Origin of the sequence: uncultured Actinomyces sp. (genome assembly GCF_963542285.1) — a bacterium.
In the GTDB taxonomy this organism is placed as follows: Bacteria; Actinomycetota; Actinomycetes; order Actinomycetales; family Actinomycetaceae; genus Pauljensenia.
In genome coordinates this window covers 39,155-54,365 of record NZ_CAUTWQ010000011.1, presented here as the reverse complement: position 1 = coordinate 54,365, position 15,211 = coordinate 39,155, and the positions used below count along the sequence as shown (strand labels likewise).

Sequence of the window (15,211 nt, the reverse complement as noted above, 5' to 3'; positions counted from 1 at the left end):
CTGCTTCATGCAGGTCAACAGGGAGCCTTCTTGATGATTGAGCTCAGGTGGGTACTAGATGACCAGAGGACATCCCGAACAGTGAAGCATCACCTCGGGTGCCTTATTCCCGTGGCATGCACCCAAGCCCGAAGCACACAGCGACTGCGCGCTGGTTGCTTGGCCTCGGCGCTGCATGTCCTCAATAACGACAGCGGCGAAGGCCTTCGACACCTGCGCCTGTGCTGCTGCAGCTTCCAGGGTGCACCCCCGCGCCAGCGCCTCTCTGAGACGCTGGACGGGAGACACAAACTGCGTAGAAGCCATCAGAAAAGTAACCGTCCGATCTGGAAGACGCCCACAGCCAGCAGCCAAGCGGTGCAGAGTTGGACTGCAACAGCGGCAGCCGTGAGCTTTCCGCCGATCTGGCGGACTTGTTCAGCGACCGTTGCCATGCACGGCGTGTAGGTCAGCACAAAGACCAAGAATGCAAAGGCGCCAATGGGTGCCGCATCTCCTGCAGACTTTTGGAAGGACTCAGTGACCAGCTGGGGCAGCGAACCAAGATCATCGCCACCGTCCTCGGCATCTCCACCTTCCGTTTCGGGATCCATGTTGTAGGAAGTGACGATCGACGAGATCACCGTTTCCTTCGCAACGAAGCCGGTCATGAGAGCACCGGTCATGTGCCATTCACCAAAACCAGCAGGCTTGAAGACAGGCTCAAGCACCTGGGCGGTACGTCCGTAGAGAGAATCTTCCATGGGCAGTTCGGAATCCGCGAAAGAGTAGTTCCCCGCCATGGGAATTGCACCCATGAGCCACACGACGAAGGTCATCGCCAAGATAATCTTGCCGGCGCCCTTCACGAAGGCCCATGCACGCAGCCATGTAGTCCGCACAATCACGAAAACACGCGGAACCTGGTACGCGGGAAGCACGAGGAATAGTGGAGAGTCCGTGGTCTTCTTCGTGAAGAAGGGCTTGAGAACAAGCGCACCCAAGATCACCATGATGAGCGAGAGAACATAGAGAGAGAAGATCACTGTTCCAGCGTTATCGGGGAAGAAGATCCTGGCGATCATCAGGTAGATGGTCAATCGCGCTGCACACGAGGTGTAGGGCGTAATGATGGTCGTGACGATTCGCTGGGCGGTGTTGGGAAGCGTACGCGTAGCCGCCAGTGACGGCAGATTGCAGCCAAATCCCATGATGAGCGGCAAGATCACGCGGCCATCTAGGCCGATCGCACGCATAACGCGGTCGCCAAGGAAGGCCGCGCGTGCCATGTAACCGGAGTCTTCCAGGATGGAAATCATCAAGAAGATGATGAACATCAGGGGAATGAAGGAAGAAACCACACCCAAACCGGTGCACAGACCACCAATGAGGAAGCTGTGAAGCCAACCGTCTTGAAGTCCACCGAGCGTGAGGAGGTAGGTAATTCCATTCGCTAGAGAGGGGAAGCCTTCATCCGTTGAGGAGAAGATGTGGTCGAAGAAGTCCTGGACCGGGCTGACCCATTCGCCTGCGATTTTGAAAAGGAACCACATGAGGACGAAGAAGATCGGGATTCCCAACCAGGGGTTGAGCAGGACTCGGTCGATCTTGTCAGAGGTCGAGAGTACAGGGTCGCCTTCGACTTTTCCGACTACTGCGGTTTCGACGCGATCAACCCAGGCGAAGAGCTCATCTGCTTGGGTCAGCCCGCCGCATCCGCAGGTGCAACTTCCATCAGCCGCGTTGACGGGAAGCCCCTTCGGACGCGTGTGGTGTTCGAGCGCGTGACGGACAATTCCTTCTAAAAGGTCGGGATTGTCGTAGTGGCGCGGGTCTACGGCAAGAACCGGGATTCCCAACTCATCGGCAAGTTTATCGACCGGGTATTTCTGGCCGTCCTTCTCAGAAACGTCAACCATGGTGGCGACCGCGACGACGGGGTGGCCAGCTTGTGCGACCTGTCCCAAGAGGTATAGCGAACGCGTCATCGCGCTGGCGTCCAAAAGGACAATAGCCAGATCAACTTTCCGCCCGGTCCTAGGGTCGGTGAATGAGCCCTCGGTACCAGAAAGAGTGTCACTCACAACTTGCTCGTCGGGAGAAGATGCGATCAAGGAATAAGTTCCGGGAAGATCAACAAGATTTGCCCCCAGTGCACGCCAAGTACCGCGCTTCATTTCAACCGTGGTGCCGGGAGCATTAACGACGTGCTGACGCGCACCGGTAATTGCGTTGAAAAGGGTCGATTTTCCAACGTTCGGATTTCCGACTAGGACGATCGTTGTTTCCCCACCACTTGAGGTCGGAGTGTCCAACACAGCGACGTCTGATTTAGGAGAGCAGTGTGGGCAGCTCATGCGATTTCCTCCACTTCGATTGCCCGAGCACTACGGCGGTCAACGGCAACGCGCGCACCGGCGATATTAACGACGAGGCCTCCGAAAGCGGCCTTGTTCACAATAAAGAATTCGCTTCCCGGGCGAACTCCGAGTTCATACAGACGGAGTCGGTGTTCTGGGGAAACCTCCATGTTTCCAAGGCGAGCCCGAGTCCGTAGTGGAAATTGTGATAGTTGCATATCACCAAGGTTAGGCAAGCATTATCCACGCAAGTGACACCTTCGTCCCTCATGTAGAAATTGCGCGCCTATTGCACACTTAAACTCTGCAGAAACGCTTCATAACCACTCCCTGAACTGCGCTTTTATCTTCTCCATCACAGCGGCTTTATGATCATCTCATCTAATTTCCTGCTTGCTTTCAGAAGGGATCGATGATGAGCACCGTCCAGGAAGTGAAGGACATTATCGAACGTGCAGAGAACATGCCGTGGGGGCAAGGACCATGTGCGCTTACCCCCACAAGCACGAAATAGTTTTAGGACAGATCCGTTACTGCCAGAACCGAAACGGGAACGTTCCCAGCGACCGCCTTCGAATAGGGGCAGAGCTGGTGAGTACGCTCAGCCAATGCCTGCGCCTGAGAAAGCTCAAGACCTGGAATCAGAACGCGGATATCAACAGCAATGCCGAAGGATTCGCCTTCGGGACCGATTCCGACGCTCACGGCGACCTTCGAATCGGAAACATCAACTCCCGCTTCCTTTGCGGCCAAACCCAGAGCTCCTTGGAAGCACGCACCATATCCCATAGCAAAGAGAGCTTCAGGATTTGCACCACCACCGGGTCCGCCAAGAGCCGGTGGCATACGCATATCTAGGGTGAGATCAGGATCAAAAGAGTGGGCCTGACCAGAACGGCCACCCGTCACCTCAGCGCGGGCGGTGTACACAATTTTCGATGGTGTATTGCTCATGCGGCCATTGTGTCGTTTTTGTCCGAATAGCGCACTATATTTAAGCCGTAGGAGGAAAAAGAATAGAGTGGAGCGCGTCGAGTACCACCGCCAAGGAAGACCATGAATACGCGCACTCGTGGATATCTCATGACGATCCTCGCCTCAATTGCCTGGGGCTTCTCGGGAGTCTGTAGTGAATTCCTGATGAAGGAATATGACGCGAACCCCTATTGGCTCACCGCTATGCGAATGCTCCTTGCTGCACCGACTACGATGGGCTTCCTTCTCTTTAAAGACCGAGGCTTCTCCGCCTTACACAGAAGCCTCCTGCGAAACCGGCGTTCCTACCTGCCGATGGTTATTTATTCGGTTTTCGGACTTGCAGGCAGTCAATTGACCTACGTGGTCGCGATCGGCTATTCCAATGCGGGAACGGCAACGGTTATTGAATTCCTCGGCCCCATCCTGATTGTCGTTTTCGTCTGTATCACCGCACGCCGTCTTCCGAAATACACCGAACTCTTTGCCATTGCTTTTGCCTTACTAGGAACCTTTGTTCTGGCAACCCACGGGAAGATTGACTCTCTGGCTATTTCTACCGACGCCTTGTACTGGGGTCTTGCCAGCGCGATCGGTTTCGCTCTCTACACGTTGATCCCCGTCAAACTCATCCGCCACTACGGCAGCGAACTGGTCGTTGCTTATGGCTTCATCATTGGCGGAATCATTTTAGGGCTTGTTGTTCGCGTCTGGTCCTACTCCATTAAGTGGGATTTCATGTCGGTGATGGCCATGGCCGGACTGGTCTTAATTGGCACGACCTTCGCATTCACGCTGTTCTTGCAAGGAGTCGGCGATATTGGTCCCATACGCGCAAGCCTCATTTCCTGCCTTCAGCCAATTTCCGCGACTTTCTTTTCTTTCCTTCTCGTTGGAACCCATTTCACGCTTGTCGATATCGCGGGCATGGCTTTAATTCTGGCAGGCGTTATTATTGTCAGTCTCAAGGATCTTATTTCCGCAAAGCGACTGGACCGTCGTTCTTCTAGCAGAACGAGCGATGAAAAGGCCACATCAGAGAGGAAGTGAATGTCAACATTCCAAGTGGACCTCAGGGGGATGGTTGACCTTCTGTCCCGAAATTTGTATTCCGGTCCGCGCGTATACATTCGCGAACTCCTCCAAAATGGCCTCGACGCTATTGAGGCCCGTAGCGCACTGGACCCTGACTGCCCGCGCCGCGTCACCATCACAATTGAGGGACGCACCCTGAAATGCCGCGATAGCGGAATCGGACTTACGGAAGAGGAAGCTGCGGGATTGCTCTCGACTATTGGCGCCTCATCAAAACGTGATGAATTGGGAATGGCTCGCAGTGACTTTCTGGGCCAGTTCGGGATCGGCATGCTCTCGTGCTTCATGATTTCCGACTCAATCACCGTTTACTCGCGTTCGGCTAAGTCCCCTAACTCCCCCACCGTAATCTGGGAAGGAAAGACGGAAGGCACCTACACCACACAGCCCCTCTCGGCCTCGGATCCCCACAACCTGGGTGAAGCCGGTACCGAAGTGGTTCTCGAGGCCCACCCCGGCGAGCCTTGGATCGATCCTGATACCGTTCGCGCCTTGGTCGATGAATTCGCTTCGCTACTTCCGATTTCGATTGAAGTGCGTTCCGACTCTGCTTCGACTTTCCACGGAAATGAAACACCGGTATGGGAACTGGAGCCTTCACAACAACAGCAGTGGTGCGACGAGCATCTTTCCTCCTCAGGGATGGACATTATCCCCATCGATGTTCCCGCCGCCGGAGTCAAAGGCATCGCGGTTGTTTCGCAGCGCCCGAATACGCTCTCCAGCTCCAACCACACGGTATATGCAAAGAAGATGCTGGTGTCGCGGACCTGCGAAGGAATCGTTCCACAGTGGGCGTATTTCGTTCGTTTCATTGGGAATGCAAATTACTTGCGCTTGACCGCTTCCCGCGAGCAGCTCAGCGATGACGAGCTCTTAGAAAATACTCGCGAGGCTATTGGTAGTGAGATTCGCGCCTGGCTCGAGGAGATGGCCGAACACTCACCTTCGCGTTTTAACGAGTTCATTTCCACCCATGCGATGGGGCTGCGCGCTGTCGCTATGCGTGACCCTTACATGCTTGACCTCACCGCGCGCTATGTTCCCATGGAAAGCACGGTCGGAGCCGCTCCCATACTGACGCTCCTCTCTTCTGAGGAGACAATCCGCTACACGCGCACCGTTGATCAGTACCGAGCCTTAGCCGATGTCGCCGCCTCACAATCCATAGTCCTGATGAATGCGGGCTATGCCTACGACGAAGAGCTCATCAATGCGCTGATGACGGATCCGCGTTACTCGACCATGGCGCAGAAACTCCAACTGGTCGACCCCTCGGAGCTGCTTGACGCCTTCGAAGAATGCAGTTTGTCGGAGCAGGCAGAGGCCATGGACCTGATGCTGCTCGCGGCCGAGGCGATTGACCCCTCTGATTGCGAAGTCGTACTGCGCCGCTTTACTCCAATCACTCTGCCGGCACTCTACCTGCCTGACCCAGACTTCGCGGAACGCCACGTTCAGCGTAATTCCCAGGCTCAGGCCTCGAAACTGTGGGCGGGAATCATGGGGGTTACCGATCCCTTCGCAAATTCCAAGCCGCCCAGACTGGTACTGAATCGTTCGAATTCATTGGTGACACGATTGATCGTGGCAAGCCGTTCCCCACAAACCGCCGTCAGTGTCCTGCGCGGGCTCTACGTCCAAAGCCTCTTGGCGGGACGCCAAACTTTGGGACCCAAAGAAAGGGCTTGGGCGGCACAGCTTCTCGGCTCACTACTCGATTCTGCACTCGGCACGACCGATAACTGACTCTCCAACGCTCGGAAGGATCTCCCATGCCAAACGCTGAAGACGTACGCGAACTCCTCGACTACACCTCCCAGCTTCCGTGGGGACCGGCGCGTAGTAGCCAAGTCGCACAGGCGGTTGTCTGGGCAGACGCACTCGAGGGCGAGGCTGAATTACAGATCGATGCCTACCTCGCTCTGACCTTGTCCTATCAGCAGGGCAACGAAGAATGGAAGGCTCTGGCTCCGGTCTCACTCCTTCTGAGCCGCTTTGAAAAGAACTCAGCGGACTTTACTCCCGAACAGACCGAAGAACTCGCGTGGCTTTTCAAAAGTGCGGTGGCCGCTGCAGGTCGAAACCCTGCGGTCTCAATTGACCAAATTGATGAACTGATCACCTCGCTTGCGACCTTCGTATCCGGCCAAGGCTTTTCCATGCATGCAGTTCACGGGGTGCGTGCCATGATCGGTTTGCGTACCGGGCGCCTAGACGAGGCACGTGAAGCACTGACCTTGTGGCGTTCTACGCCGAGCGATCAGATTAGCGATTGCGAAGGCTGCGACCCCATGAAGCAGATTAACGAGGCCGTCGCTCACAAGGATTGGGAACGAGCAGTTTCCACCGCGATGCCGCTTTTCGACGAGGAGGGTGCCTGCGGAGCTCAACCCCACGGAATCCGTGCCAAAGCAATGGTCCCGCTGTTAATGTCGGGGCGTCCCGAGGCCGCTTGGGAGGCGCATATTCGCTCCTACCGCCACCACCGCGGCGTTGCCAACAGCATCGATTACATCGGGTTGCATCTCGAATACCTCGTGCGCTCAGGACGTTGGCAACGCGCGTTAGAGATCCTGCGAGACTGTATCGGCATGACCTCTTCTCTTGAAAGTGCCTCACTTCTTGCCGGTTATCTTCCGGCTGCTGGGCTGACGGCCATCGAGGCCACACGACGCGGTCACGGCAATGAACCTTTTGGGGCCCTGTGTACCGGCCAGTCGCAGTGGTGCCAGGGACCACAGCTCGATGTCAATACTCCGCTTTCCGAGGCCGCCGAAAAGCTCTCGCAATGGGCATTGGATGTCGCCTCCCTCTTTGATCAGCGCAACGGAAACGACTACTACACCCGCTTAGTGCGTGAGATCCTTGAGGCTGGACCAGTCGACGAACAGGCAGAAACACGCGCGCAGGGCGAGTGGCAGTTGGAGCTGGTCGGTGAGCGCGAGACCATGCCCGAGCCTCTGTCAACTATCGAGGGTGAAGAGTTGCCCGCGCAGCGGGTATCATCCCGCAGTGCTCGCGCACAGGCCGAGACCATTGACCAGTCAAACCCCTATCCGCCCATCGACTATTCACTGCCTCCTTTACCGACCTCGATGCAAGAGGCTTTCGATCGCTACGCTGCACAGACAGATATCATCGGCTACAACGTTGAGACTAATCTTCTGACGGATTGGTGCCTTGTTAACACCTTGGATGTCGATGAGCTGCACTTTGACGAAAGCGATCCTCAAGCCGCTCTTTCCTTTGCAAGTTTTTCAAAAACTCTTCTGTCTTTGCGTAAAGAGCACGAGAAGTTTCAGTCTGTCTATGAACGAGTAGCGCCAGTTATTCATTCAATGACCGAAGATACTCCCCTAGTCACACCCGGTTTCTTCACGAGGATTTTCGGGCGGTCCCAAGCATCTATCGGTCGTAAGGACCTGAATACCACGCAGCTGGAATTACTCCGGTACTCCTGCGAGCTCGATCGCTACTCATGGCTCGGTGTGGACGCTCCGAGCGACCTTCAAAAGGACGCAGTGGCGCTTTGCGACACTTTCGTCTCTCAAATTGCCTCCATGACGTCAACGCTGAACCGAGGTGCAACGAAGGCCGAGGATATTGCAGCAATTATTGATTGCCTATGTACCTGTGGCGAAATCTTCCTTGATTCAGAGAAATCAGAGCGAGCGCTCAATGTCCTTGACACGATCGAATCTCTCAAACCCGCTTGCCTACACACCGGTACCAACGAAGCAGCATTCACGCGCACTCTTAGCCTTGAAGGCGCACAGCTTTACCTTGAAATTGGCGACTACCGCCGAGCTGCTCAGCTGGCTGACCAGGCTCTACGTTTAGAGACGCACTGCGACCCCTACACGGCTTTCTTTGCCCGATTGATTATCTGTACTGCCAGCATCAAAGCCTACGAATCAGCCGAGGCTGTCTCTCAAGCCCTGCGCCTGAGTGAAATTATCACGCGCACCCCGCTGCGTTCCTTGGGCTTGTCTGCCGCGACAATCATCTCGGATGCATTCGAAGGCGTACATCGCATCGAAGAAGCAATTGAGCTCCTTGAGCAAACCATTTCGCGGGCAGGCGACTCCTCCTTCGCGCGGCTTCTAACAGCGCTCATTCGTCTGACCCTGGCAAGCTACTACCTGTCCATCGATCAAGACGAAGAAGCCTACGAAACCGCAATGGAGGCCATTGACCCACTGGTCGCAAGCGGTAACCTGCGCGCTGCCTCGCGCGCGGGATCGCTGGCCAACGATGCCGCACAGCGACTGCACGATCGCACCAAGCTACTAACAGCAGTTGAGCAAGCTCTTGAGATCGCGAAAGCATTCAAGGCCCCTCACGATGTCATCGCTCTGACTCGAATGGCCGCAAAGGCTTATGTCGACACCCCAACGGGAAAGGTGTCGGAAGCCGATAAAGAACGCGCCCTTCAGGCTGTGGATACCGGGGCAACATGGCTTGATTCCATGACAGAGGAAATAGATCCTCAGGAGATGACCTTCCTCCGTGCCGGAATTACCTACATTAAGGGATGGGTGTACATGACATCCCATGATCACTATCCGGCAATTCCACTTCTTCAAGAAGCTTTCACTCTCCAAAAAGAGATCAAGGATGCCGAAAACTATGTCTTCCCGCTGGCTGCCCTCTCTCAGTGCTATTCCGAGCTTGGTGATACTGACGCGCTTCACAATCTGCTGATCGAAGTGAAGGAAACCATTAAGACCACTTCCCTTCACTCTGGAAAGCTCCGCACTCTTGCCCGCGAGATCGAGAAGGAACTCGGCGGCCAAGGCGAGGCATAAGCAGAAAACCTTAACGATTTAGGAAGCGCTGACAACCCGCAGCTTCGTTCTTTGCCTCACTCCCGCGAAGTACTAGGACTTTAGTCGTTGTACGCTGGTTTTGTTCGGAGCAGTTCGTGTTTATTTGGGCTGGACGCCCACACTTCACGGAATGCTCACACAAAGACCAAGGAGCGACTATGAACGTTGCAGAGCAGCTTGTCTCCCAACTGATCGACGCAGGTGTCCACCGCGTCTATGGCATTGTTGGAGACTCGCTCAACCCCGTTGTCGACGCAATCCGCAAGTCCGGAGGCAGCAAGAAGGGCGGAATCGATTGGGTTCATGTCCGCCATGAAGAGGCCGCTGCTTTCGCCGCAGCCGCTGAAGCACAACTGACCGGAAAGTTGGCAGTATGCGCAGGCTCATGCGGACCGGGCAACCTTCACTTAATCAACGGGCTGTACGATGCACAGCGCTCCGCTGCCCCCGTTCTGGCAATCGCCTCGCACATCCCCAGCGTCCAGATTGGTCAGATGTACTTCCAAGAGACGCACCCCGATCGCTTGTTTAATGAGTGCTCGGTTTACAACGAGATGATTTCCAGTGCCGAGCAGGCCCCGCGCGTCGTTAACGCTGCAATCCGTCACGCTGTTGAACTTTCTGGCGTTTCAGTCATCAGCCTTCCCGGTGATGTCTCTGACCTGAAGGCGACTTCTCCTTCACCGAAGTACGTGCCTTCCCGGCGCCCAGTACTGAGCCCAAATGAGGAAGATGTCCGCCAGCTCGCAGATGTTCTCAATCATGCAAAGAAGGTTGCAATCTTTGCTGGTGCCGGTGTGGAGGGAGCTCATGACGAGGTCATCGAGCTTGCCGACGTTTTGAAGGCCCCCATCGGCCACACCCTACGCGGCAAGGACTTCATCCAGTACGACAACCCCTTCGATGTGGGCATGACCGGCCTGCTGGGCTACGGCGCAGCAGCTGAGGGAATGAATGATGCCGATGTTCTGATCATGCTCGGCACCGACTTCCCCTACGATCAATTCCTGCCTGACACCTTTACTGTCCAAGTCGAAAACCATCCCGAAAAGCTGGGACGCCGTACCGATATTTCACTCCCGATCCACAGCGACGTTAAGCCCTTGATCGCTGCGCTCTTGCCGCTGCTCGATCGCGATCGTTCGGATGCTTTCCTTAAAGCCAAGGTGAAGAAGCACTCGAAGATCATGCACTCCCCCGTTGGCGCTTACACGCGCAATGCGGAGCACATGAAACCGATTCACCCTGAGTACGCTGCTCACATCCTCAATGAGGTTGCGTCAAAGGATGCAATCTTTACGGCTGACACGGGCATGTGCAACGTGTGGACCGCACGCTACATCGATCCGCTTGGCACCCGTCGCCTCATCGGTTCTTTCTTACACGGCTCGATGGCCAATGCGCTTCCTCACGCAATCGGTGCGCAGGTTGCTTTCCCGAACCGTCAGGTCATTTCCGTCTCTGGCGATGGTGGCCTTTCCATGCTCCTTGGCGAGCTGGTAACCGCGCGCATGTACGACCTGCCCATCAAGGTTGTTGTCTTCAACAACTCGACACTGGGCATGGTAAAACTCGAGATGCTGGTAAACGGCCTGCCCGATTACGGCACCGATGTCCACGACGTGAACTACGCGGAAGTCGCGAGCGCAATCGGTTTCCACGGTGAGCGCGTCACCGAGCCCAGTCGCCTGCGCGGCGCGCTCCAAGAGGCTTTTGCATACAACGGCCCCGCTTTAATCGAGGTCATGACCGATCCGAATGCGCTCTCACTTCCGCCTGAGATCCGTTCGGGACAGGTCATTGGTTTCGCGACCGCAATGAGCAAGATTGTCCTCAACCGCGGCGCTGGCGAAGCTGTCGCAATGGCAACTTCCAATATGCGTAACATTCCGCGCCTGTAAGTCTGAGGGAGCTTTCTTAGTTTCCTCATAGCGCTTCTTCTCTTTGACGAGGCCGTGGCTGGGTCGTGTGTACTTCTTTGCACGCTCCTGCTGCAGCCTCGTTAATTAGGACAAAGGTCCTACAATGCCTTCGACTGCATTGTTAATAGTTTCAACCAATAAACATGCTTCTCCGCAGCTAAAAAACTATCGCTTTCATTCTTCCTAAAATCGTTATTTTCTTGCATGGCCATGCGATTGTGACAAATCGAGATGGATTCGTAAATAAATTTGGTTATTTCCTTTTTTATGACAAACGCGTCCTAAACTGAAAGTGTCACCGTGTCAGCATCGACTAAGGAATCACCATGTCGCACTCATTTATTGCAGTCGCGAATATCGTGAATGGTGTTGATCTGGATACCTTCCCCGCGTGGCTTCGAATCACCCACTTCATCAACTTCATCATGATGGGGTTCCTCATTCGATCCGGCTGGGAAGTTCTAGCATCTCACCCGCGACTGTACTGGAATAACCACTGCACCCCCGGCTCTGAGTGGATCAAATTCACCAAGGACAAGGTTTCAACTGTCCCCGGCGAGTTCACCGCTCGCGACGATCAGCGCAGTCTTCACCCGCTGATCTCCCTTCCCGGACGAGGCGAAATTGGACTTGGACGCGCATGGCACGCCCTAGTTACCTCAATCTGGCTGCTCAACGGTTTTATCTACGTTGCTCTACTCTTTGGAACCGGCCAGTGGCGCCGCATCGTCCCGACGTCATGGTCAATTTTCCCCGAGGCCTGGGAAAGCGCCAAGATCTACATGGGCTTGCAGATCCCTTCAATCGAGCATTTCCAGCCCTATGACGCACTGCAGAAGCTCATGTACTTCACAGTTGTCTTCATCGTTGCGCCTTTGATGATCGCAACCGGACCGATCATGTCTCCAACCTTCGCAGGGCGCTTCCCTCGCTACGTCAAGCTCTTCCATAACCGTCAGACGGCGCGTTCCATCCACTTCCTTGGAATGGCGTTCTACTGCGTCTTTGTCGTCATTCACGTTGCGCTGGTATTCATTGTTCACCCGCAGTACAACATCGCACACATGATGTTGGGCGAAAACTACAACGACATTACTGCAGCACAATTCGCCCAGGCTGTGACAATGCTGATCCTTGGAATTGTTTTTGCAATCGCTCTATGGATTGGCGCATCCTACTGGTCGTTGGCTGACAAGCGCCGCGCACAGCGCCTAATCTGGGGAGCAACCCAGCCTATCCGTTCGCTCACCCTCGACAAGATGCACTCTCGTCAGGTCAAGACAGGCACGTTTACCGAAGATGATATTTCGCCTTTCCACTGGGTGAACACTCGTCCCCCGACACGCGAGCAATCCGAAGAGTGGGTTGACATGCGTGAACGCGGCTTCGAGGACTACCGCCTAGAGATTGGCGGTTTGGTCGAGGAAGAGAAGTCCTTCTCGATTGATGAGCTCAAGGCACTTGGCCACGTCACTAACATCACCATGCACACCTGCATGCAGGGATGGACCGGCATTGCAAAGTGGGAAGGCATCCGTTTGAAGGACGTCTTAGCTTTGGTGAAGCCTACCGAGGGCGCACGCTACGTTATGGTCACTTCCTACGGTCACGTGGGACATATGTACGACGGCGGTCCAACAACTCCGTACTACGAGTGCCTGGAGCCCTCCATGGTTGACGATGATGAATGCATCCTCGCATGGGCCATGAACGGTGAGCCCCTGCCCGACGTATATGGCGGCCCTCTGCGTCTGCGTGCTGATTCTCAGCACGGCTACAAGATGGTCAAGTGGGTTCACCGTATCGAATGGATTCACGACTACCACGATGTCGGCGATGGCCAGGGCGGTTCCCGTGAGGACTCCGGCCTGCAACACTTTGACGCACGCGCATAGAGCGCCGGGTGCTCATCCGGCTTATCCGGCCCACCCGTTCCTCTACTCCACACGAAGTCGGCAAAAGACACATGATACAAGCTGTGACATTCCCTGGCTTCGTGTGGAGCATTAGTGGCGGGAGAATGCGTCGAGGCACGCCCGAAACGCCTCCGTTCCAACATATGAAGATGCTGTCCAAGGGACCCAAAACACGCAAATCAGCACCCGCCCGTAATTGACACACGAAGTCAGCAAAAACACAGGCTATAACCTATGCTTTTCGTCGACTTCATGTGTCAATTACGAAGGCCAGTAGGGAACGAGGCCGCGGGCAACGCAAGCAGCAAGAAGCGGGAGCAACGTGGCAAAGACCCGACAGCACTTGAGACTCAAACATAGGTGGGTCCCATCCAAAAGGATGGGACCCACCTGATATATGTTTCGCGAGAGCCTATTCACCGAGCATACCGGCTCTGAAACTCGACGCCTCAGAAACTCGGCTACTTCAGAAGCTCGAACCTACGGCCGAACTCAAGGCACAAGCACCCCTCAGGCCTGCTGACGACGACGCATCAGCGCAGCGCCCAATGCCAGTCCAAGCACACCCAAACCGATTGCCGGAGCAGTCATAACGCCGGTATGCGCCAAGGGAGTCTTCGGCGAAGGAGTGGTACTGGTCTTCGGCGAAGGAGTGGTACTGGTCGAAGGGGAAGGAGTGGCCTCGGTCGTCGACACAGAGGGCGACGGGGTCACAGTCGTTGCCGGAGGAGTCGTCACCGACGGAGTAGGCGGAGTCGTCTTCAACTGTCCCTCAACGTTTCCCCAACCGACCGTTTCGATCTCGATGTTCTTAACAGCGGTTTGACCATTGATAACCGCAGTGTTCTTGAAGACGTTTCCGATCTTCAGTCCCTCAGGGGTGTTGAGCTCGGTGTAGTACTTGAGCTCGTAAATGGCATCATCGCTGGCCTTGGGGAACGAAGCGACAAAACCGTTAGCAGTTTCAGTCATTGTGAAGGTGCCACCATCGATGGAGCCTCCCACCCACACCAGCTGACTGGGACGCTGGTGGTAGGGGTCGTTGCGGTAGGCCTCGGTGGTATTCCATTTCAGCAAACGCGCCTGCTGGTTCTTCTTGCCATCGTTGAAGAGCTTATAGCCACCGTTAGCGGTATCGAAGGTGTCAGTCACGGTAATGACCGATCCTTGCACCGATTTGGCGGGAATGTGAATTTCCCAGGTGAAACGCTCGTTGTGACCTTCATGCAGCTGCCAACCGTACTTCCAGGGCTGCTTGGGGACCCAGCTGTACTTGTTAGAAACAACGTTGCCGTGATCGATCTTGGCCTCGATCGTGACCGAGTGACCAATTGTAAAGGTGAAGCGATCCGTCGTTGTGGTCATGGCCATGTCGGCACGGACGTGGATATCGCCCTTGGCATTGACGTGGGTCTTGACGTAATCGGTAAAAACACAGTTGACGATCTGTCCGGTGCCCGCGGGGACCGAGCACTTAAGCGCAACGCCGCCGCCATTCTTGTCAATGACATCGAAGTTTGCACTGCGTGTACGCAGTTCTCGAGGGAGTTGGATCGTCAGAGTGTCGCCTTCAGAGACATTCTTTCCCGTCGTATCAAAAGTGAGATCCGCTGAAAACTCATCCCAAATCATATTGGGCCCGTTGGGACTGGATTCATTTGTCATCGTTACGCTGGTGACAACGTTGTTGACTTCCACTGCCGAGGCCGCGGGGACAGTGGGTGCAAAAACGCTAAGCGCGCCGGCACCGAGCAAAGCGACTGTGAGGGCGCCAGCGAGAGGAACGCGACGCAACTGCGCGCGCGTAGCTTCGTTATTCATGACGTATGTGTCTTTCTGGAGGGATACCGCTTAAGCGGCTAAGCCCTTTCAGGCTAACACTTTCATCTTCAGCTTTGGTCAAGCGATTATTTCTCAAACAACAATACCAATTTCAGGAAATCCGCAGAATACCAACGATATACACATTCAACATCAGCCGATTCCCCGATACATTCCTGAATATTCTTCAAGAAGTCTCAGTTTCTGACAGATCGTAAGAAATTAATAACTTGAAGGAAACACCATCGCTTGAACTCTGAGTTTTCCAAGGACCGCGAACTGACCAACAGCACACATTCAGACAAATAGCC

The 15,211-nt window shown here is 55.0% G+C and carries 10 protein-coding genes; 5 read left to right on the top strand and 5 right to left on the bottom strand.

The features are described from left to right. Positions 1-54: 54 nt before the first annotated feature. The 4 genes from RW023_RS05940 to RW023_RS05925 form a co-directional block, all read right to left on the bottom strand. Complete coding sequence (locus RW023_RS05940; RefSeq protein ID WP_315580330.1) at positions 55-306, bottom strand: hypothetical protein; 252 nt, start codon at positions 304-306, stop codon at positions 55-57. After that, complete coding sequence (locus tag RW023_RS05935; protein ID WP_315580329.1) at positions 306-2,336, bottom strand: ferrous iron transporter B; 2,031 nt, start codon at positions 2,334-2,336, stop codon at positions 306-308. The genes RW023_RS05940 and RW023_RS05935 overlap by 1 nt, the downstream gene beginning before the upstream one ends. Continuing rightward, positions 2,333-2,557 carry a FeoA family protein gene (locus RW023_RS05930; RefSeq protein ID WP_081581514.1) on the bottom strand — a complete coding sequence of 75 codons (225 nt, stop codon included), beginning with the start codon at positions 2,555-2,557 and terminating at the stop codon, positions 2,333-2,335. Before RW023_RS05930 ends, RW023_RS05935 begins: the two co-directional genes overlap by 4 nt. A gap of 298 nt (positions 2,558-2,855) precedes the next feature. Further along, complete coding sequence (locus RW023_RS05925; protein WP_315580328.1) at positions 2,856-3,293, bottom strand: Ohr family peroxiredoxin; 438 nt, start codon at positions 3,291-3,293, stop codon at positions 2,856-2,858. Between the two features lie 102 nt (positions 3,294-3,395). On the opposite strand from RW023_RS05925, the gene RW023_RS05920 reads away from it, so the two are divergent. From RW023_RS05920 to RW023_RS05900, 5 genes are all read left to right on the top strand, one after another. Further along, positions 3,396-4,364 carry a DMT family transporter gene (locus RW023_RS05920; RefSeq protein WP_315580327.1) on the top strand — a complete coding sequence of 323 codons (969 nt, stop codon included), beginning with the start codon at positions 3,396-3,398 and terminating at the stop codon, positions 4,362-4,364. Further along, a complete protein-coding gene (locus RW023_RS05915; protein ID WP_315580326.1) occupies positions 4,365-6,158 on the top strand; it encodes an HSP90 family protein in 1,794 nt (597 codons plus the stop codon). Between the two features lie 26 nt (positions 6,159-6,184). Then, positions 6,185-9,220: a hypothetical protein gene (locus RW023_RS05910; protein ID WP_315580325.1), complete on the top strand. Its 3,036-nt coding sequence runs from the start codon at positions 6,185-6,187 to the stop codon at positions 9,218-9,220. Positions 9,221-9,399: 179 nt separating this feature from the next. Beyond that, a complete protein-coding gene (locus tag RW023_RS05905; RefSeq protein WP_315580324.1) occupies positions 9,400-11,142 on the top strand; it encodes a pyruvate dehydrogenase in 1,743 nt (580 codons plus the stop codon). A 347-nt stretch (positions 11,143-11,489) separates the two neighbouring features. Further along, entirely contained in the window at positions 11,490-13,058 is a 1,569-nt protein-coding gene (locus RW023_RS05900) for a molybdopterin-dependent oxidoreductase (RefSeq protein ID WP_315580323.1), read from the top strand. 531 nt (positions 13,059-13,589) lie between these two features. Here RW023_RS05900 and RW023_RS05895 read toward each other — a convergent pair. Further along, positions 13,590-14,900 (bottom strand): Ig-like domain-containing protein, encoded by a 1,311-nt coding sequence (locus RW023_RS05895; protein WP_315580322.1) that lies wholly within the window; start codon positions 14,898-14,900, stop codon positions 13,590-13,592. Between the last annotated feature and the right edge of the window lie 311 nt (positions 14,901-15,211).